The sequence below is a fragment of the Paenibacillus sp. FSL W8-1187 genome, from assembly GCF_037965485.1.
Classification (GTDB): domain Bacteria; phylum Bacillota; class Bacilli; order Paenibacillales; family Paenibacillaceae; genus Paenibacillus_O; species Paenibacillus_O pasadenensis.
Map to the genome: position 1 here is coordinate 3,044,257 of NZ_CP150181.1, position 19,271 is coordinate 3,063,527.

The window sequence follows — 19,271 nt, forward strand, 5'->3', positions numbered from 1 at the left end:
AAGGGCTTCAGCTCGGCTCCGCCTCCTGCTCGGCGGTCGGCAGCACGAGCGAGACGGCGAGCTGTCCGAAGTCGAAATGCTCGCGCAGCCGCGCGTTCGCCTGCTCGAGCGTCAGGCTCTCGTAAGCCGGCAGCAGCTCGAACAGATCCTGGCCGCGGAATTTATAGCGGGTGAATTCCCCGGCGATCGATTCCGGCGAATTGAGCATGCGCAGGTAGCTGCCGATCCGCTTTTTCTTCGTGCGCTCGAACGCGGCGGCGTCGAGCCCGGACTGCAGCGCCTCGCCGATCGCCTCCTTGATCCGCTCGACGAGCCGATCCGGATCGTTCGTATCGCCGCCGATGATGCTGAAGCCGTAGTCCGTGCTGCAGTTGTACTCATAACCGAACGAGTCGGAGATGAGATTGTCGTCGTACAGGCTCTGGTACAGCGGCGAGCTCGAGCCGAGCAGCGTCTCGAGCATCAGCTTCGTCGTCACGTCGCGGCGCAGCAGTTCGGCGCTGCCGAGGCCGTTCGTCTTTTCTTTGAAGCCGAACAGGCACTTGGGCAGCGACACCTGCAGCGAGAGCGACTTCAGCGGCTCGCGCACGCCCTGCGGCTCCGGATCGAAGAAGCGCTCGATCTCGCCGATGTCCTCGAAGGACTTGGCCGCCTGGTTGCTCCGGATCAGCTCCATGATCCGCTCGGCATCAATGCCGCCGACGACGAACAGCAGCATGTTGGACGGATGATAAAACGTGTTGTAGCACAGGTAAAGCAGCTCCTTGTCGATCTGGTAGATCGACTCCACGGTGCCGGCGATGTCGATGTGCACCGGATGCTTCTGGTACATCGCCTCGATCAGGCCGTAGTACACGCGCCAGTCCGGATTGTCGCTGTACATGTTGATTTCCTGCGCGATGATGCCCTTTTCCTTGTCGACGTTCTGATCCGTGAAGTACGGATGCTGCACGAAGTCGATGAGGGTCGTCAGGTTGGCCTCGATCTGCTCCGTCGCCGAGAACAGGTAGACGGTGCGGTCGAAGCTCGTGAACGCGTTGGCCGAAGCCCCCTGCGAAGCGAAGGTGGCGAAGATGTCGCCCTGCGGCTCCTCGAACATCTTGTGCTCCAGGAAATGGGCGATGCCGTCCGGCACGCGCGTCAGCGGCTGGCTGCCGCTGCGGAAATGGTTGTCGACGGAGCCGTAGCGGGTCGAGAACGTCGCGTACGTCTTTTGGAAGCCTTCCTTCGGAAGCAGATAGACGCTCAGCCCGTTCGGCAGCTGCTCGTAGTACAGCGTCTCCTCGACGCCGGGGTAATGTAGCTTCTGCATGTCGGCTAGCCCTCCTTTCGGTCGCGCAAAAAGTACACCGTATCCAGCTCGACGCCCTCGGCCACGGATACGATCTGCTCCGGCGTCACCGCCTGCACCGCATCGAGCAGCTCCTGCGCCGTGCGCCGGCGTCCGGACAGGACGCTGTTGAAGTCGAAGGCGATCATCTCGTAAGCCGAATCCTGCAGCTCGCGCAAGGAGTTGACGAGCATCGCCTTGGTCTGGCCGAGCTCCAGCTCCGACAGCTGCCCTTGGCGCATGCTCTCAAGCTGCTCCTTGATGATGGCGACCGCTTTTTCGTAATTGGCGATCTCGATGCCGGACTGGATCGTCAGCAGCCCCTTGTGTCCGTCCATGCGCGAGGAGGCATAGTATGCGAGGCTCTCCTTCTCGCGCACGTTCATGAACAGCTTGGAGTGCGGGAATCCGCCGAGAATGCCGTTGTACAGAAGCGCCGCCGCGTAGGCGTCGTCGCCGTAGGCGATGCCGGTCCTGAGGCCGAGGTTCAGCTTGCCCTGGGCGACGTCGAGCTTCTCGACGACCGTCTTGACCTCGCCGCTGCGGCGGCGGATGTCCGGCGGCCCGTACTCCGACGGACCCGTCGACGGCAGGCGGAACGAAGCCTCCGCCAGCTCGCGCACCTCGTCCAGCGTCGTATCGCCGACGACGTACAGGTCGAGCACCGCCCCGGCCAGCCAGGCGGCATACGCCTCATGCAGGCTCGCCGGATCGATGCCGGGCAGATCCTGCAGCCGGCCGAGCGAGTGCAGCCGGTACGGATCGCCTTCGCACATGATTTCCAGGCAGCGCTCGCCCGCATAGCGGATCTTGTCGTTGATGATGCTCTCCAGCTTGCGCGCGAGGGTGCGCTTCTCGCTGTCGACATATTTGGATCGGAACGCTCCGTCCTCCAGCGCCGGCGAGGTCACGGCCTCGCCGAGAAATTTCATCGAGCGCGCCAGCAGGGAGCTGTCCGAGCGGACGAACCGATCGTTGATGACGTCCATGCGGAACTGCACGATCTGCGAGCTGCCGCGCTTGTAGACGTCGAAGCCGAATCCGGCTCCGTACATCTCGTCGAGCTGCTCGCGGAACGCGATCGTCTCCGGAGCGCTCTGCGTGCCGCGGCGAAGCACGAAGGGCGTCAGCGCCGTCTTGGTGACGGTATCCTCCTGCAGAGGAATGCCTGCGAACAGGGAGATTGCAAAAGTCTTGAACCGCTTCGTCGGCAGCACATGCAGCCGGATCCGGCCGGTTGTCGCTTGCTGAAAAGACATGGATGGAAACGCCTCCCGCCATCGCTTATTGGTCGAACTTGCACTTCCGCTTGCTGTCCTTCCATTCTATCCCAAGGCGGCCTTGGCCCGCAAACAGAGAAGGCAACCGGAAGGAATGCCCTCCCGGCTGCCCGTGAGCCGGCGCAGCCGGCTGATGCTACATGCAGAAAATATGCTTGCCGATCGTCTTCACCTGCGGACGGCTCCAGATCCATTTGGAGGTGGCCGTGACCGGATTGAAGTAGTACAGGCAGCCGTCCGAAGGATCCCAGCCGTTGATCGCGTCCTGAACGGCCTGCTTCGCCCGTTCGTTCGGGGTCAGCCAGATCTGGCCGTCCGCGACCGCGGTGAAGGCGAGGTTCTGGAAAATGACGCCGGTGATCGAGTTCGGGAACTCCGGCGACCGCAGCCGGTTCAGGATGACCGCCGCGACCGCGACCTGGCCTTCGTACGGCTCTCCGCGCGCCTCGCCGTAGACGGCGTTGGCCATGATCTTGATGTCGTTGGCGGACAGCCCGAGCTTGTTGGACTTGTCCATCGAGCTGTTGGAAGCGCCGGCCGATCCGGCGGAGCCGCCTCCGGAGGCGCCGCTGCCGCCGCCGCTCGAGCCGCTTTCGCCGCCGGGAAGGTCCGCTGCAGTCGGCTTCCAGCTCTTGGTCGCTTCCCACAGCTTCAGCTTCGTTTTCGGCCCGACGACGCCGTCGGACTTCATGCCGAACTTCCATTGGAACCAGGTCACCGAGTTTTTCGTCTTCGGTCCGAACTGCCCGTCGATCTTGCCTTCGTAGTAGCCGAGGAAGCGCAGGCGTCCCTGCAGCTCTACGACGTCCTTGCCGGACGCGCCCATCTGGAACGTCGCGTTGCTGAATGTCTCGGCCGCGCGCGGAGGCCAGCCTTCCTTGAGCGTATACAGGCTGAGCAAAAGCAGCGTGGCTGCGACCGTCATGACGATCAAACGCATTTTTTTCATGGGGATCTGCCTTTCTGCTACGGGATGTTTAACCGTCCCTAGTATGAGAAAGGCAAGTCCCTTCTATGCATGTTTCTGGTTCGCCTGGAACTGGTCGAGCGTCATCATGACCTCGCGCGGCTTGCTGCCTTCGTAAGCGCCGACGATGCCCTTGGCCTCCAGCTGGTCGATCAGCCGGGCCGCGCGCGTATAGCCGACGCGCATCCGGCGCTGCAGCAGCGAGACGGACGCCTGCTGCGCCTCGACGACGATTTGCATCGCCTGGTCGAACAGCTCGTCCAGATCTTCGCCGTCCCCGCTCTCCCCCGCCTCGTCCAGCTCCGGCACGAGGTCCTCCTTGTACTCCGCTTCAGCCTGCGAGCGGGCGTACTCGACGACGGCCTCCACCTCGCCGTCCGACAGGAACGCTCCCTGGACGCGGATCGGCTTGGACATGCCGACCGGCAGGAACAGCATGTCGCCGCGGCCGAGCAGCTTTTCCGCTCCGACCATGTCGAGGATCGTCCGCGAATCGACCTGGGACGAGACGCCGAACGCGATCCGCGACGGAATGTTGGCCTTGATGACGCCCGTGATGACGTCGACGGAAGGCCGCTGCGTGGCGATGATCAGGTGGATGCCGGCCGCCCGCGCCATCTGCGCGAGCCGCGTGATGCTGTCCTCGACGTCCTTGGCGGCGACCATCATCAGATCGGCGAGCTCGTCGACGATGACGACGATGTACGGCAGCACGGCGTTCGGATTGTCCTGCATCAGGCTGTTGTAGCCCTCGATGTTGCGCGTGCCGGACTTGGAGAACAGCTCGTAGCGCTTTTCCATCTCGACGACGATCTTCTTGAGCGCGAGCGACGCCCGCCGCGGATCGGTGACGACCGGCGCGAGCAGATGCGGGATGCCGTTGTACATGTTGAGCTCGACCATCTTCGGGTCGATCATCATGAACTTGACCTCGTCCGGAGCCGCCTTGTACAAAATGCTCGTGATGATGCCGTTGATGCACACCGACTTGCCGGAGCCGGTCGCCCCGGCGACGAGCAGATGGGGCATCTTGGCGAGATTGCCGACGATCGACTGGCCGGCGATGTCGCGCCCGAACGCGATCGACAGCTTGGACGAGGCGCTGGCGAAGGTCGGCGTCTCCATCACCTCGCGCATCGTCACGACCGCCACCTCGGCGTTCGGCACCTCGATGCCGATCGCCGACTTGCCCGGGATCGGAGCCTCCATGCGGATATCCTTGGCCGCGAGCGCGAGCGCGATGTCGTCGGTCAGGCCGACGATGCGGCTGACCTTGACGCCGGTCGCAGGCTGCACCTCATAACGGGTCACGGCCGGTCCAGGCACGACATCAAGCACCTTCGCGCGGACGCCGAAGCTCTCGAGCGTCGCCTCGAGCTTGCGGCGGGAGTCGTTGTTGATGTCGGTCATGTCCCCCGCCCGCCCGGTCGAGGCGGGCTTGGCGAGCAGCGACAGCGGCGGCAGGCGGTATGGCTTGGCCGTCCGCGCCTGGGCCGGAGCGCCCTCGCCGTCGCCCTCCGGGCCGGCGAGCGCTTCCGACTGCTCCGCCGGATGGACCGCCGGCGGCGGAATCGGAAAGTCGGCCGCATCGTCCAGCAAGCCCGCCGACCGATCGGCAGCTGCCGGCTCCGGCAGCGGTTCCGATTCGGGACGGACGGCGGAGACGGCAGGCGGCAGCGCGGCCGGAAACGGCTGCGCGTCCTCCCAGTCGTCTCCATCGTCGTCTTCCCATGGAGCGGCGTCGCGAGGCGGCTCCGCTTGCCGCCCGCGCAAGGAGATGGACGGCTTGACGGCTGCCTTGGCCTGGCTCAGCGCGGACTCCTCCATCAGCCACTCCTTGTCCGCTTCGCCGGCAGAACCTTCCTGCTCGCCCTCGTCCTTGCGGCTGCCCCAGGAAAAGAAGAGCGAGCGGCTCTTGGCCGCCGGCGCGGCGACCGTGCTGCCGAAGTCGTCGTCCTCTCCGTCGGCGTTGAGCCCGTAGCCCAGATGATCCGGCCCGGCGGAGGCCGCGGCTGCCGCCCCGGCGCCGGTTCCGGCGGCCTTTTTCGGAGCCTTCGGCTTGCGCGGCCGGCCGGCGGCCTTGGCCTGCAGCAGCTTGGCCAGCCGGCCCAGCCGGTCCCGCACGACCCGTCCAAGCTCGACGTACGAGCGGCCCGTGATGAGCATCGCCGAGATGGCGAACATGACGATCAGCAGCAGCTTGGAGCCGAAGTAGCCGAACAGCGTGTAGAGCAGCGAGTATTGGAGCGCTCCGAGATAGCCGCCGCTGACCGAGGCTCCGATCGGTCCTCCCGGATCGGCCTCGGTGCCGTCCGTGAGCAGGCCGTCGCGGATGTCTTGTCCAAGCTGGGCAAAGATGGCCGAGCCGCTGACCAGGTCCGCAGGCGCGAGCTTGCGGTCGATCTCCCCGATCGAGCTCATGAGCGTCAGCGCCATGAGCAGCAGCAGGAAGCCGGTCCTGCGGTACGTCCACCCCTTCGGCCACATCCTCGTCACCATGACATATAGGCCGGCCGCGATGCCGACGAGCGCGAGCGCAAAATGAAACTTGCCCAAAACGAGCGCGAACAGCTTCGTCAGCGACCTGCCGACCGTAGCCTCGCCTGACAAGGCGATTACCGACACCGTTATGAGCAAGATTCCGTAAACCTCGTATTTTAAGTTTTCTCCGAACGTGCGTCTTTTGCGCCGCCTTTTCTTGGCCAATCCTCTCACCTCTGGTTCAGTATTATACCATAGGTGGTGGAATGTTCCTATCGGACGGGCAGCACCGAGCCCGGCTGGAACCTCGGGTCCAGGTAGCATTCCAGCGGGCCGTCGACGATGCGGACGACCTTTCCCCAGCCCGGCTCGAGCGGCTCGAGCTGCAGCAGCACGCCGTCCAGGCGCGCCTCGAGCCAGGGCTCCCGCTCGGCATCCGCTCCGTTCAGGACGAGCTCCAGCGGCATGATCGTGTAGAGGGTCATTGAGGCAGTCCGCCTTCCGCTGCCGGCGCCGCAGCCGTCAGCGGCGCGGCAGGCGCGAACGGCGCCGCAGCCGCGCTTGCCTTCGGCCTGCGCTCCTGGATGAGCCCGTTGAGCGCGGCGAGCGCCTTGCCGAGTCCGCCGACCTCGTCGATCAGCCCATGCCGCACGGCATCCTCGCCGATGACGGTCGTGCCGATGTCCCGCGTCAGCTCGCCCATCTTGAACATGAGCTCCTTGAACGTCTTCTCCTGCACCCGCGAATGCGACGTGACGAAGCGCACGACCCGCTCCTGCATTTTTTCCAAGTATTCGAACGTTTGCGGCACGCCGATGACGAGGCCGTTCATCCGGATCGGATGGATCGTCATCGTCGCCGACTCGGCGATGAACGAACGGTCGCCCGCCACCGCGATCGGCACGCCGATCGAATGGCCGCCGCCGAGCACGAGCGTAACGGCAGGCTTGCTCAGCGAGCTGATCATCTCGGCGATCGCGAGGCCCGCCTCGACATCGCCGCCGACCGTGTTGAGCACGATCAGGATGCCCTCGATCTTGCTGCTTTGCTCCGCCGCCACGAGCTGCGGAATCAGATGCTCGTACTTCGTCGTTTTGTTTTGCGGCGGCAGCACCATATGGCCCTCGATCTGGCCGATGATCGACATGCAGAACACATTGGACGGGTCCGCGGCCGGCACCGCCATCTGCCCCAGCTGCTGGATCGCGTCGAGCTTCGCCTTGTCGATCGCCGCCGCAGGCTCCGCTTCCATGCGCGCGCCGGTGGATTGCTCGTTCAAGCGTCATCTCCTCCTTTTTCTCCCTTGGATTGCCTGTCTAGTATGAGGCGGGAGGCATCGCCCCATACGCGGCCTTGGGAGCACGAAAAAGCCTGCCTCCGGAATGGAGGCAGGCGGATCGCATTTCAATTATACTTCCATGATGATCGGCAGGATCATCGGGCGGCGGCGGGTCTGCTCATAAAGGAAACGACCGAGCGCATCCTTGACGTTGGTCTTGAGCGAAGCCCACTCGTTGACCTTGTCGTTCATGAGCTTGTGCAGCGTCGTCGTGACGATGCGGTTGGCCTCGTCGAGCAGGCCCTCCGACTCGCGGACGTACACGAAGCCGCGGGAGATGATGTCCGGACCGGACTTGATCGTGCCGTCCTGCTTGCTGAGCGTGACGACGACGACGAGGATGCCGTCCTGGGAGAGCAGCTTGCGGTCGCGCAGGACGATGTTGCCGACGTCGCCGACGCCGAGGCCGTCGATGAGCACGTTGCCGGAAGGCACCTTGGAGCCTTTGCGGCCGACGCCGCCTTGGAACTCGACCGTATCGCCGATGTCGCAGATGAAGATCTTGTCTGGATCGACGCCGACCGCCTCGCCCAGCTTGGCGTGCTGGCGGAGCATGCGGTACTCGCCGTGGATCGGCATGAAGTACTCCGGCTTGATGAGGTTGAGCATCAGCTTGAGCTCTTCCTGGCTGCCGTGGCCGGATACGTGGACGCCGGAGACGGAGCCCGGACCGTAGATGACGTTGGCGCCGAGGCGGAACAGCTCGTCCACCGTGCGGCCTACGTCGCGCTCGTTGCCCGGGATCGGCGTCGCCGCGATGATGACGGTGTCGCCCGGCAGGATGTCGATCTTGCGGTGCGTCGAGCGGGCCATGCGCGTCAGCGCCGACATCGGCTCGCCTTGGCTGCCCGTGCAGAGGACGACGACGCGGTCGGCCGCCATCTTGTTCACTTCCTCCGGCTCGATGATCATGCCTTCAGGAATGTTGAGATAGCCGAGCTCGCCGGCGATCGTCACGACGTTGACCATGCTGCGGCCGACGATCGCGACTTTGCGCTTGGTCGCCATCGCCGCGTTGAACACCTGCTGGATGCGGTGGACGTTGGACGCGAACGTCGCGACGACGACGCGCTGCTGCGACTTGCGGAAGATCTCCGTCAGCTCGACGCCGACGTTGCTCTCCGAAGGAGTCATGCCCGGACGCTCCGCGTTGGTGCTGTCCGACAGCAGCGCCAGCACGCCGCGCTTGCCGATCTCGGCGATGCGCTGCAGGTCGGCGTACTGGTCGTTGACCGGCGTGAAGTCGAACTTGAAGTCGCCGGTATGGACGATCGTGCCCTCCGGCGTGTCGAGGCAGACGCCGACGGAGTCCGGAATGCTGTGGTTCGTCTTGAAGAAGCTCGCCGTGATCGAGCCGAGCTCCAGCACGGAGTCGGCGTTGATGAGGATGCGCTTCGTCTCGCCGAGCAGGCCGGCTTCCTTGAGCTTGCCCTCGATGAGGCCGAGCGTCAGCTTGGTCGCGTAGACCGGCACGTTCAGGTGGCGCAGCACGTACGGCAAGCCGCCGATATGGTCCTCGTGGCCGTGGGTGATGATGATGCCGCGCACTTTGTCGCGGTTGTCGGTCAGGTATGTGATGTCGGGAATGACGATGTCGATGCCGAGCATGTCCTCCTCGGGAAACTTCAGGCCGGAGTCGACGACGACGATGTCATTGCCGTATTGGATGACATACATGTTTTTGCCGATCTCGCCTACGCCGCCTAGGGCGAAGACGAGCAGCTTGTCTTGGGGATTCTTTTTGGACAAGGGAAATCTTACCTCCTAATATATGTGAAATAGTTAACGATCGAACGAATCGTGTAAGCCGCGAAACGGCTCGCCGTCCCTCGAGGACGGTCTCCGCAAAGAAGACGGAAGCCGGAGCTCGTGCCGCTCCTGTCGATCCCAAAGCGCCGAACCGCGGCCGGAAAACCGCTTCCATGCGGGGTACGACCAAATACATGCAACGTTATGCACGGATCCACCCATCCGCCGCGCGAATGGGGTCGAAGCCATATTCACTTTGCCGCACCAGTCATTTAGGAATATTATACATGATGCAAAAGATGGAACACAAGCCGAAGCTCGACCCCTTCCGTCCAAGCGCCGGAATTCCGTCCGGAAACGCGCAAAAAAGCCAGCCCCGGCGGGGCTGGCGATGGATAAGTCCGGAATAAATTCCGTGCCGCTGGCAAAGCGAAGGGCTCAGTACCGCTCTAGCAGCCGCTTCAGCGTCTCGGTCTCGGCCTCGTCCGCTTCAATCAATGGCAGGCGCACGCCTCCGACGGGCAGCCCTTTGAGCTCCAGCGCCTTTTTGACCAGCGTCGGGCTCGGAGCCGCGAACAAGCCCTGATACAGCGGAAGCAGGCTCCGGTGCAGCTCGGCCGCTTCGGCCGTGCGGCCGGCGAGGAACGCGTCGATCATCGCTTTCATCCGGCTGCCCGCGATATGCGAGGCTACGCTCACGACGCCGTGAGCGCCGACCGCCAGCGCCGGCAGCGCCGCGCTGTCGTCGCCCGTGTAGACGCGGAAGCTGTCCGGGACGCCGCTGATGATCGCGGCCACATACTCCAGCGAATGGCATTCCTTGGTCGAGATGATGTTGGCGACGTCGCGCGCGAGCCGGATCGTCGTCTCCGGACTCATGCTGACGATCGTGCGTCCGGGAACGTTGTACAGCATGACCGGGAGCGAGGTCGATTCGGCGATCGCCTTGAAGTGGCGGTAGAGGCCTTCCTGGCTCGGCTTGTTGTAATAAGGGACGACCAGCAGCGCCCCGTCGACGCCGGCCTGTTCGGCCGCCGCCGTAAGATGGATGCTATGGGCGGTGTCGTTGCTGCCCGTGCCTGCGATGATGCGCGCGCGCCCGGCGCTGCGGGCGACGGCGAAGCGGAACAGCTCGAGCTTCTCCTCGTCGGTCAGCGTCGGCGATTCGCCCGTCGTGCCGCTGATGACGATGCTGTCGCTCTTTTGGACGTCGATCAGCTCGTCGATGAGCTTGCCGGCCGTCTCCCAATCGACCGCGCCCTCCGGAGTGAACGGAGTCGCCATTGCTGTAATCAGTCTGCCATAATCCATGAAGGTACCCTCCTCGGCATAGGCGGCTTCCCGCTCCCGCACCCAGCCCCAATGAATGATAAGTATGCCTGATGGCGATGATTGCTGTCAAAGATGCAGCTCGAACTTGGCGTGCAGCGCGCGCAAGGCGTTGCCCATATGCTCCTCGCGGACGAGCACCCAGATCGTCGTGTTGGAGTCGGCGGACTGCAGGATCGGTATGCTTTGCTCCGCAAGCGCCTCCACGATCTTCGCCATGACGCCGGGCACGCGGTGCATGCCGCCGCCGATGACCGACACCTTGGCGCAGCCGCTCACCGTCTCCGGCTCGAAGCCGAGCTCCTGCAGCACGCGCGTCGCTTTGGGCGCGTCGTCGTCCATGACCGTATACAGCGCTCCGGCCGGCGTGACGTTGATGAAGTCGACGCTGATATGATGCCGCGCCATCGACTGGAACACCTGCAGCTGCGTGTCGGCGATGCCGTCGACGGTGCGGACGGAAATCTGCGTCACGCCCTGCACATGGGCGATGCCCGTCACATGGCGGTCCTTGAGCGGCGACGCGAGGCTGAGCGCGGTCGGCAGGTCGGTGACCAGCGTGCCCTCGTCCTCGGAGAAGGTCGAGCGGACGCGCAGCGGAATGCGCGCCTGCTGGGCGATCTCGACCGCGCGCGGATGGATCACCTTGGCGCCGAGACGGGCCATGTTGCAGATTTCGGCGTAGCCGACGACCGTGAGCGGCTTCGCATCCTTGACGATGCGCGGATCGGCTGTCAGGATGCCGTTGACATCCGTATAGATGTCGACCATCTCCGCCTGCAGCGCCGCGCCGAGCGCGGTCGCGGACGTATCGCTGCCGCCCCGTCCGAGCGTCGTCAGGTCGCCCTGCGCGTCCTGGCCCTGGAAGCCGGTGACGACGACGACCTCGCCCTGCTCCATATGCCGCTGCATCCGCTCCGTGCGGATCTCCTCGATGCGAGCTTCCCCGAACTGGCTGCCGGTCAGGATGCCGGCGCATCCGCCCGTGAGCGCCACGGCGGGAATCGAGCGGGCCGCCAGCGCGCTGCAAAGGACGACGGCCGAAATGATCTCGCCGCAGCCCATCAGCAGGTCGCGCTCCCGCGCGCCGAGCTCGCCCCCCTCTTCCTTGGCGAGCGACAGCAGCGTATCCGTCGCATAGGGATCGCCGGTGCGCCCCATCGCCGAGACGACGACGACGAGCTTATGCCCGGCGGCGCGCTCCCGCTCGATGTGGTTCACGACAAGCTCCCTCGTCTGGCGGGTCGCCACCGACGTCCCGCCGAACTTCAATACCCGTACCCCCATTGATGTCATCCCTTCTCTGCCCTTGATGCAAGCAGAACAAACCCGCTTGAAGGCGAGGACCGCGGCCCCCGCCTGTAAAAAAAGCCGCCAGCGTAAAGCTCGCTGCCGGCTGTCTATCGTTGGTGCTTGCAGCGGATCCGGCCGGTCAGGCCGCTCCGCTCACGCCCTCTCGACGAGGACCGGCTGCATCTGCCTGCCCTGCAGGGCATGCTCGCAAGCCTCCATCACCAGGTCCATGCGGGCGACGAGCGAGTTCGGCTTGTTCACCGGATCGTCCTGGCCGAACGGCACGAAGTAGATGTTCTTCGCGACCATGAGCTTGGCGATGTTGGCCATGTTGAGGCCGAGCCCGTCGTTGGTGGAGATGGCCAGCACGACCGGACGGCCGTTGCGCATCTGGGCCTTGGCCGCCATGAGCACCGCTCCGTCGGTCAGCGCGTTGGCGAGCTTGCTCGTCGTGTTGCCGGTGCACGGCGCGATGAGCATGACGTCCAGCCGCTTGGACGGGCCGAGCGGCTCCGCCTGCACGACGGTCGAGATGATCTCGTTGCCGGTGATCTCCGTCAGCTGCCGCCTCCACTCCGCCGCCGTGCCGAACCGGGTATCCGTCGTCATCAGGCTCTGCGTGACGATCGGCACCACGTCCGCGCCTGCGTCGACGAACCGCTGAATCTGCGGCATTACTTCGGCGAAGGTGCAGTGGGAGCCCGAAAGCGCGTAGCCGACCGTAAGTCCGTTCCAGTTCATTGTGCATTCCCCCGCGCGCTGATCTCTTCCAAAATCAGCTGAGTGACACAATCCGCTATGATGCGACCAGCGGTCACGGGGGCGACGATGCCGGGCAGTCCCGGTGCCAGAATGGCCTTGAGGCCGCGCTTCTCCGCGAAGCGGAAATCAGTGCCGCCCGGCTTGGAGGCCAGGTCGATGATGACCGCGCGAGAAGGCATTCTGGCTATCATTTGCGCTGTGACTATCATAGTGGGAATTGTGTTAAAAAGCAAGTCGATGTTGCCCGCATGATCCTGCAGATCCCGCGTGTAGAAAGGCTTCGCGCCCATCTCCGCCGCCCTCGCGAACGGCTCGGGACGGTTCACGCCGGCCAGCACGGTCGCCCCCAGCCCCTGCAGCGTGCGCACGAGCGTCAGTCCGGTGCGGCCGAGGCCGAGAACCATGCAGGTCGATCCGTGGATCGTGATGTCCGTATGCTCGATCGCCATCTTGACGGCTCCTTCGGCCGTCGGAATCGAATTCAGGATGGCGACGTCGTCCCGCTCGAACAGCTCGACGAGGCCGAGGCCGTGCTCGCGGCACAGCTCCTTCAGATACGGTCTGGCCATGCCCGCATAGATCGTGGCGTGCTTCGGCAGCCGGGCGAGCATCGCGCCCGTGAGCCGCAGCTCGCTGTCGCTGAAGGCCGCCGGAATGAGGCCGGCGTCGTCGGTGCCTACTGCCGGCAGGATCACCGCATCCGTCTTGTCAAACAGCTCTTCCCGCAGCTCGGAGTCCGAGCTGTCTCCGGGAAGGGTACGAAGCCCGTCGAATCCGGACACCGTAAGCGAAGCATCCAGCTCGGACAGCCTGCGGATGACCTCAAGCTGTCTTGCATCGCCGCCGATCAGCAGCACCTGAACGCCGGTCAGCATGCTGGCGTCACATCCTCTCCCCATAATCGCGTCGTACGGCTTCCTTACGATTCCATCGCAAACGACCGCCCGCCGAAGCCTGCAGCCGTTTTGCCTGGTATAGGGCAGTTTATGCCGCAGGGCGGGCGGGGGTTACTGTCGGGCCGCCGCGGATCACGCCGCAGCCGAGCCCGAAAAAGCCGCAGCCGCGGCCATCCCGTAAAAGGACGGCCGCGGCTGCGGCTAAGCTATAGGCTATGGAAGAGGCGTCGCTCGGCTCACTTGCCCGTATGGCCGAAGCCTCCGGCTCCGCGAGCCGTATCGGGAAGCTCGTCCGCCTCCTCGATCGCCACGGGAGGCACGGACTGGAACACCATCTGGGCGATCCGCTCGCCCCGCGCGATGAGGAACGGCTCCTCGCCGTGGTTGATCAGCAGCACCTTGACCTCGCCGCGATAGTCGGCGTCGATCGTGCCGGGCGAATTGAGGCAGGTGACGCCGTGCTTGTAGGCGAGCCCGCTGCGGGGGCGGATCTGCGCCTCGAGCTCCGGCGGCATCGCCATCGCGAAGCCCGTCGGGACGAGGATGCGCGCTCCCGGCTGGAGCACGACCGGCTCCGCGACGGCGGCGTGCAGGTCGAAGCCCGCCGCAGCGGCGGACATGCGCGCCGGAAGCGGCACGTCCTCGTTGCCCGGAAGCCGCTTAAATTGGACTTGATGCAAAGCGGTCCCTCCTCAGAGCCGCGGCCGGCCCTTCTTCCGTTCCGACCATCGCGACGGCGAAAGGCTTCTCCAGCATGCGCGCGGTGACGGTACGGATGTCCCCCATCGTCACGGCCTCGATGCGCTCGATGATCTCGTCCATCGTGAAGTGGCGGCCGAGCATGAGCTCGTTTTTGCCGTTGCGGTTCATGCGGCTGCTCGTGCTCTCCAGGCTGAGGATGAGGCTCCCCTTGAGCTGCTCCTTGCCCCGGCGCAGCTCCGCCTCGCTCAGGCCCGATGCGGAGACGTCGGCGAGCAGCTCCATCGTCAGGTCCAGCACGTCGGCCGTCTGCTTGGGCGCCGTGCCCGCATAGACGGTGAACAGGCCGGAGTCCGCATAGGAGGTATGGTAGGAGTAGACGGAGTAGGCCAGGCCGCGCTTCTCGCGGATCTCCTGGAACAGGCGCGAGCTCATCCCGCCGCCGAGGGCGTTGTTGAGCAGCACCATCGCATACAGCTTGTCGTCGTCGATCGAGCAGCCGGGGAACGTGAGGCAGATATGGTTCTGCTCCGTCTGCTTCGGATGGAACAGATACTGCCCGTTGAATGCCGCAGGCGTCAGGCTGCGGCCGGCGCCGCGCGCGCTCATGCCCGAGAATTTCTCCTCCAGCAGCGCGAGCAGCGCCTTCTCCTCAATGTTGCCCGCCACGCTGATGACGGTATTCTCGATCGTATATTGATCCTGCATATAACGGCGCAGGTCGTCCGGTCCCATCGCCTCCAGCCGCTCCTCCAGGCCGAGGATCGAATAGGCGAGCGGATGGTCCCCGTACGACGCGCGCGAAGCCTCGTCATGGACCTTGTCGTCCGGCGTATCCTCGTACATCGAGATTTCCTCGAGGATGACGTTTTTCTCCTTGGCCAGCTCCTCCTCGTCGAAGCGGGAGTTGAAGAACATGTCCGCCAGCGCGTCGATCGCGAGCGGCAGATGCAGGTCAAGCACCTTCGCGAAGTAGCATGTATATTCTTTGGCTGTGAATGCGTTCACGTTGCCCCCGATGCCGTCGAACAGATCCGCGATGTCCTTGGCGCTGCGCGTATCGGTGCCTTTGAACAGCATGTGCTCGATGAAATGGGAGATGCCGTTGTTGGCCGGGGTTTCGCTGCGCGAGCCCGTCTTCACCCAAATCCCGAAGGAAACGGAGCGGCAGGTCGGGATCGGTTCCGCGACGACGCGAAGCCCGTTGCTTAGTCGATATAGATTCACCGGTTCTCCTCCTCGAAGTTTAACTATCATCATATCAAAATCAGCGGCCGCTCTCAACCGCGCCGTCCAGCCGCTCCTCGGAAAGCGTCTCGCTCACCGGGACGAGGCTCAGCCCTTTTTGCTTGGCCGAATCGATGATGCCCTGAAGCGCGCGGCTCGACGCATAGGTCGGATGCATCAGCACCAGCGAGCCCGGCTTCAGGCCGCGGGATATTTTGGCGAGCACCGCATGCGGCTGCGGCTTCATCCAATCGACCGTGTCGAGCGTCCACAGCACCGTCGTCATGCCCTGCTCCCGCGCGGCCTTCACCGTGAGCGCGTTGAAGCTGCCTGACGGAGGCGCGAAATAAAGGCTTTTCACGCCGAGCGTCTGCTCGATCAGCGAGCTCGTGCGCTCGATCTGGCTTCGCTGCTGCGCCGGGCCGAGCCGGCTCATGTCGGGATGGGTGTAGGCATGGTTGCCGATCTCATGGCCGCCCTCCTTGATCTTGAGCGCCAGCTCCGGGTATCGCTTCAGCCAGCTGCCGTCCAGGAAAAACGTCGCCTTCACCTCGTTGCGCCGCAGCGTCTCGAGCATCGGCTCCAAATATTCGTTGCCCCAGGCCACATTGATCATGAGCGAGGCGGCAGGCTTGGCCGGATTGCCCTTGTAGACCGGCTCCAGCGGAAAGTCCGCCAGCCTTTTGGCCGGCGCGACCGGCTTGTAGCGGAACGTCAATCCATCCTCCGGCCGCTGCAGCGTCGCCCGGTAGGACGCCTCCACGTCGACCTCCCGGCCCTCGTAGCCTGGAATGGCGCGGAACCAGCGGTCGACCGACGCGTCGACCGGCGGCACGTAGCGGCTCGCCGCCTCCTCCCGGATCTGATCCAGCAGCGAGCGGTCCGCGTCCCTCGCCGCCATCGCCGCGCGCAGCTCGCCGTCTCCCAGCGAGCGGACATACGTTCCGGCCGGGCTCCAGGCCGCAGCCGCGAGCACCAGCACGGCCCCGCATGCGGCCGACGCGCACCATGCACGGAGATTCATCTGCCTCACCCTCCACCTGTTCTCCCCCCAATGTATGAGGAGATCAAGGCGATTATGCGGCTTGGCCCATTTCTCCGGGACAGGTCCGGATTCGGCGGCGGGACGCGGCGGCGCCAAGGCAATAAAAAAGAATCAGAGGCGACGCTCTGATTCTTGGTTCGTGCTGCTCGGCGGCTCTAGGAGCCGGCTGGCGTCTCAGCGGTGAGGACCGCTTTGCGGGACAGATTGATGCGTCCCTGTCCGTCGATCTCGGTCACCTTGACGGTAATGACGTCGCCGATGCTGACCGCGTCCTCGGTCTTCGCGACGCGCTCGGTCGACAGCTGCGAGATGTGGACGAGGCCGTCCTTGTTCGGCAGGATCTCGACGAACGCGCCGAACTTCTCGATGCGCTTGACCGTGCCGGTGTAGATCTCGCCGACGACGACTTCCTTGACGATGCCCTCGATGATCGAGCGCGCGCGCTTGTTCATCTCTTCGTTGGACGAAGCGATGTACACCATGCCGTCCTGCTCGATGTCGATCTTGACGCCGGTCTCTTCGATGATCTTGTTGATGATCTTGCCGCCGGCGCCGATGACGTCGCGGATCTTGTCCGGGTTGATGCGGAGCGTCATGATCTTCGGCGCGTACTGCGACAGGCTCGCGCGCGGCTTGTCCATGACCTCGTTCATCTTGCCGAGGATATGCATCCGGCCGACGCGCGCCTGCTCGAGCGCCTGCGTCAGGATGCTGCGGTCGATGCCGTCGATCTTGATGTCCATCTGGATCGCGGTGACGCCTTCCGCCGTGCCGGCTACTTTAAAGTCCATGTCGCCGAGATGGTCTTCCATCCCCTGGATGTCCGACAGGATGGAGAAATGGTCTCCGTCCTTGATGAGGCCCATCGCCACGCCGGCTACCGGAGCCTTGATCGGCACGCCGGCATCCATCATCGCCAGCGAGCTGGCGCAGATGCTTGCCTGGGACGTGGAGCCGTTGGACTCCAGCACCTCGGAGACGAGGCGGATCGTGTACGGGAAGTCCGCTTCGGACGGCAGCACCTTGGAGAGCGCGCGCTCTCCGAGAGCGCCGTGGCCGATCTCGCGGCGGCCCGGAGCGCGCAGCGGACGGGCTTCGCCGACGCTGAACGGAGGGAAATTGTAATGGTGCATGAACCGCTTGGTCGTTTCCGGGCTGATTCCGTCGAGAATCTGCACATCGCCGAGAGCGCCGAGGGTGCAGATGCTGAGCGCTTGCGTCTGGCCGCGCGTGAACAGGCCCGTGCCGTGCGTGCGAGGCAGCAGGTTGACATCGCATTCGATCGGACGGATCTCGTCCAGTCCGCGTCCGTCCGGACGGATCTTGTCATGCGTGATCAGGCGGCGCACTTCTTCCTTGACGATGTCGTACAGCGTTTCCTTCACGTCGCCCATGCGCTCCGGCTGGTCGGCGTACAGCTCCTCGAAATGCGCCACCGTCTCGCGGTTGATGGCGTCGATCGCTTCCTGGCGAGCATGCTTCTCCTCGATCCGGATCGCTTCCACGAGGCGAGCGGACGCGAAGCCGCGCACCTCGGCGCTCGTCTCGGCGTCGACGGCATGGAGCACGACGTCCATCTTCTGCTTGCCGCTCAGAGCGGTCAGCTCGTCGATCGTCGCGCAGATCTTCTTGATTTCGTCATGGCCGAACATGATCGCTTCGAGCATGACTTCCTCGGACACCTCGTTCGCCTCGGCCTCGACCATCATGATCGCGTCGCGGGTTCCGGATACGACGACATGGATGTCGCTCTTCTCTTCCTGCTCGACGGTCGGGTTGATGACGAACTCGCCGTCCACGCGGCCGACGATGACGCCGCCGATCGGGCCGTTGAACGGAACGTCGGACACGCTCAGCGCGGCGCCCGTGCCGATCATCGCCGCGATTTCCGGTGGGCAGTCCTGATCGACGCTCATGACGAGGTTGAGCACCTGCACGTCGTTGCGGAAGCCTTCCGGGAACAGCGGGCGGATCGGACGGTCCGTCAGGCGGCTCGACAGGATCGCCTTTTCGCTCGGGCGTCCCTCGCGCTTGATGAAGCCGCCCGGGATTTTGCCGACGGCATAAAGACGCTCTTCGTAGTTGACCGTCAACGGGAAGAAGTCCAGATCCTTCGGACCCGAGGACGCGGTCACCGTGCAGAGAATGACGGTATCGCCGTAGCGCACCGTAACCGCCGCGTTGGCCTGCTTCGCCAGGCGTCCGGTCTCGAGTACGAGCTCGCGGCCGCCGAGTGTCATTTGAACCTGGTGCATGATATCCCTCCTATTTGTTGAATCCATTCGACAGGCAGCTTCCGAATCCTCTGCCCTCCAGCTGCGCGAGCGGCAGGGAACGAATTATGTATGGGTGCAGGTAAGGTTTCCTTCATGATAAAAAGCAACCCGGCTGCGCCTCGTCCGGAATCCCGGACAGCTTGCAAACCAGGTTGCTTCTTTTACAGCGGCATTCCTAGCGGCGAAGGCCAAGCTTCTCGATCAGAGCGCTGTAACGGCGTACATCGTTGTTTTTCAGGTAAGCCAGCAGCTTGCGGCGCTGACCGACCATTTTCAGAAGACCGCGGCGCGAGTGGTGATCCTTCTTGTGCGTCCGCAGGTGGTCTGTCAGGTTGACGATGTTCTGAGTCAGGATAGCGACCTGAACCTCGGGGGAACCCGTGTCAGTTGCATGCGTCTTGTGCTCTTCGATGAGCTCTTGCTTGCGTTCTTGCGTAAGTGCCATCCATGTTCACCTCCAAATTCGTTATCGTTGCCTAAGTCGCCGTCAGCCTCGCCGCCGCCGGTGAGAGCGGCCGGCCAAGCCGGGGCCAGCGTATCCAGAGGAAGCCTCTTGGACAACATGACACAGTATAGCATCAACGGAGCCTAAAGTAAA

The 19,271-nt window shown here is 64.2% G+C and carries 16 protein-coding genes; all 16 read right to left on the bottom strand.

Features of this window, described 5'->3' with window-relative positions; genetic code table 11:
• Positions 1-7 precede the first annotated feature (7 nt).
• Complete coding sequence (locus NYE40_RS13210) at positions 8-1,312, bottom strand: pitrilysin family protein (RefSeq protein ID WP_101809223.1); 1,305 nt, start codon at positions 1,310-1,312, stop codon at positions 8-10.
• 5 nt (positions 1,313-1,317) lie between these two features.
• Positions 1,318-2,589 (bottom strand): pitrilysin family protein, encoded by a 1,272-nt coding sequence (locus tag NYE40_RS13215; protein ID WP_101809224.1) that lies wholly within the window; start codon positions 2,587-2,589, stop codon positions 1,318-1,320.
• Between the two features lie 157 nt (positions 2,590-2,746).
• The gene (gene sleB / locus NYE40_RS13220) at positions 2,747-3,559 is read right to left on the bottom strand and encodes a spore cortex-lytic enzyme (protein WP_028597376.1); all 813 of its coding nucleotides are present in this window, start codon (positions 3,557-3,559) and stop codon (positions 2,747-2,749) included.
• Between the two features lie 63 nt (positions 3,560-3,622).
• Positions 3,623-6,283 (bottom strand): DNA translocase FtsK 4TM domain-containing protein, encoded by a 2,661-nt coding sequence (locus tag NYE40_RS13225; RefSeq protein WP_339278553.1) that lies wholly within the window; start codon positions 6,281-6,283, stop codon positions 3,623-3,625.
• Between the two features lie 47 nt (positions 6,284-6,330).
• Positions 6,331-6,543: a YlzJ-like family protein gene (locus NYE40_RS13230; protein WP_028597378.1), complete on the bottom strand. Its 213-nt coding sequence runs from the start codon at positions 6,541-6,543 to the stop codon at positions 6,331-6,333.
• Positions 6,540-7,310, bottom strand: a complete 771-nt coding sequence (locus tag NYE40_RS13235) for a ClpP family protease (RefSeq protein WP_084136546.1) — start codon at positions 7,308-7,310, stop codon at positions 6,540-6,542. Before NYE40_RS13235 ends, NYE40_RS13230 begins: the two co-directional genes overlap by 4 nt.
• Positions 7,311-7,466: 156 nt before the next feature.
• Positions 7,467-9,146, bottom strand: coding sequence for a ribonuclease J (locus tag NYE40_RS13240; RefSeq protein WP_028597379.1), 1,680 nt, complete (start codon positions 9,144-9,146; stop codon positions 7,467-7,469).
• A gap of 438 nt (positions 9,147-9,584) precedes the next feature.
• Positions 9,585-10,457: a 4-hydroxy-tetrahydrodipicolinate synthase gene (gene dapA / locus NYE40_RS13245; RefSeq protein ID WP_339278554.1), complete on the bottom strand. Its 873-nt coding sequence runs from the start codon at positions 10,455-10,457 to the stop codon at positions 9,585-9,587.
• Positions 10,458-10,544: 87 nt separating this feature from the next.
• On the bottom strand, positions 10,545-11,762 hold the full coding sequence (gene dapG / locus NYE40_RS13250; RefSeq protein WP_028597381.1) for an aspartate kinase: 1,218 nt from the start codon (positions 11,760-11,762) through the stop codon (positions 10,545-10,547).
• A 159-nt stretch (positions 11,763-11,921) separates the two neighbouring features.
• The gene (locus NYE40_RS13255) at positions 11,922-12,509 is read right to left on the bottom strand and encodes a dipicolinate synthase subunit B (protein WP_028597382.1); all 588 of its coding nucleotides are present in this window, start codon (positions 12,507-12,509) and stop codon (positions 11,922-11,924) included.
• Positions 12,506-13,405: a dipicolinate synthase subunit DpsA gene (gene dpsA / locus NYE40_RS13260; protein ID WP_028597383.1), complete on the bottom strand. Its 900-nt coding sequence runs from the start codon at positions 13,403-13,405 to the stop codon at positions 12,506-12,508. Before dpsA ends, NYE40_RS13255 begins: the two co-directional genes overlap by 4 nt.
• Before the next feature lie 257 nt (positions 13,406-13,662).
• Positions 13,663-14,106 (bottom strand): dUTP diphosphatase, encoded by a 444-nt coding sequence (dut, locus tag NYE40_RS13265; RefSeq protein WP_028597384.1) that lies wholly within the window; start codon positions 14,104-14,106, stop codon positions 13,663-13,665.
• On the bottom strand, positions 14,087-15,352 hold the full coding sequence (locus NYE40_RS13270; protein WP_028597385.1) for a pitrilysin family protein: 1,266 nt from the start codon (positions 15,350-15,352) through the stop codon (positions 14,087-14,089). The genes dut and NYE40_RS13270 overlap by 20 nt, the downstream gene beginning before the upstream one ends.
• A 40-nt stretch (positions 15,353-15,392) precedes the next feature.
• The gene (locus NYE40_RS13275) at positions 15,393-16,376 is read right to left on the bottom strand and encodes a polysaccharide deacetylase family protein (RefSeq protein WP_043110851.1); all 984 of its coding nucleotides are present in this window, start codon (positions 16,374-16,376) and stop codon (positions 15,393-15,395) included.
• A 176-nt stretch (positions 16,377-16,552) separates the two neighbouring features.
• Positions 16,553-18,655, bottom strand: a complete 2,103-nt coding sequence (gene pnp, locus NYE40_RS13280) for a polyribonucleotide nucleotidyltransferase (protein WP_339280053.1) — start codon at positions 18,653-18,655, stop codon at positions 16,553-16,555.
• Positions 18,656-18,848: 193 nt separating this feature from the next.
• Positions 18,849-19,118 (bottom strand): 30S ribosomal protein S15, encoded by a 270-nt coding sequence (gene rpsO, locus NYE40_RS13285; RefSeq protein ID WP_028597387.1) that lies wholly within the window; start codon positions 19,116-19,118, stop codon positions 18,849-18,851.
• Positions 19,119-19,271 lie beyond the last annotated feature (153 nt).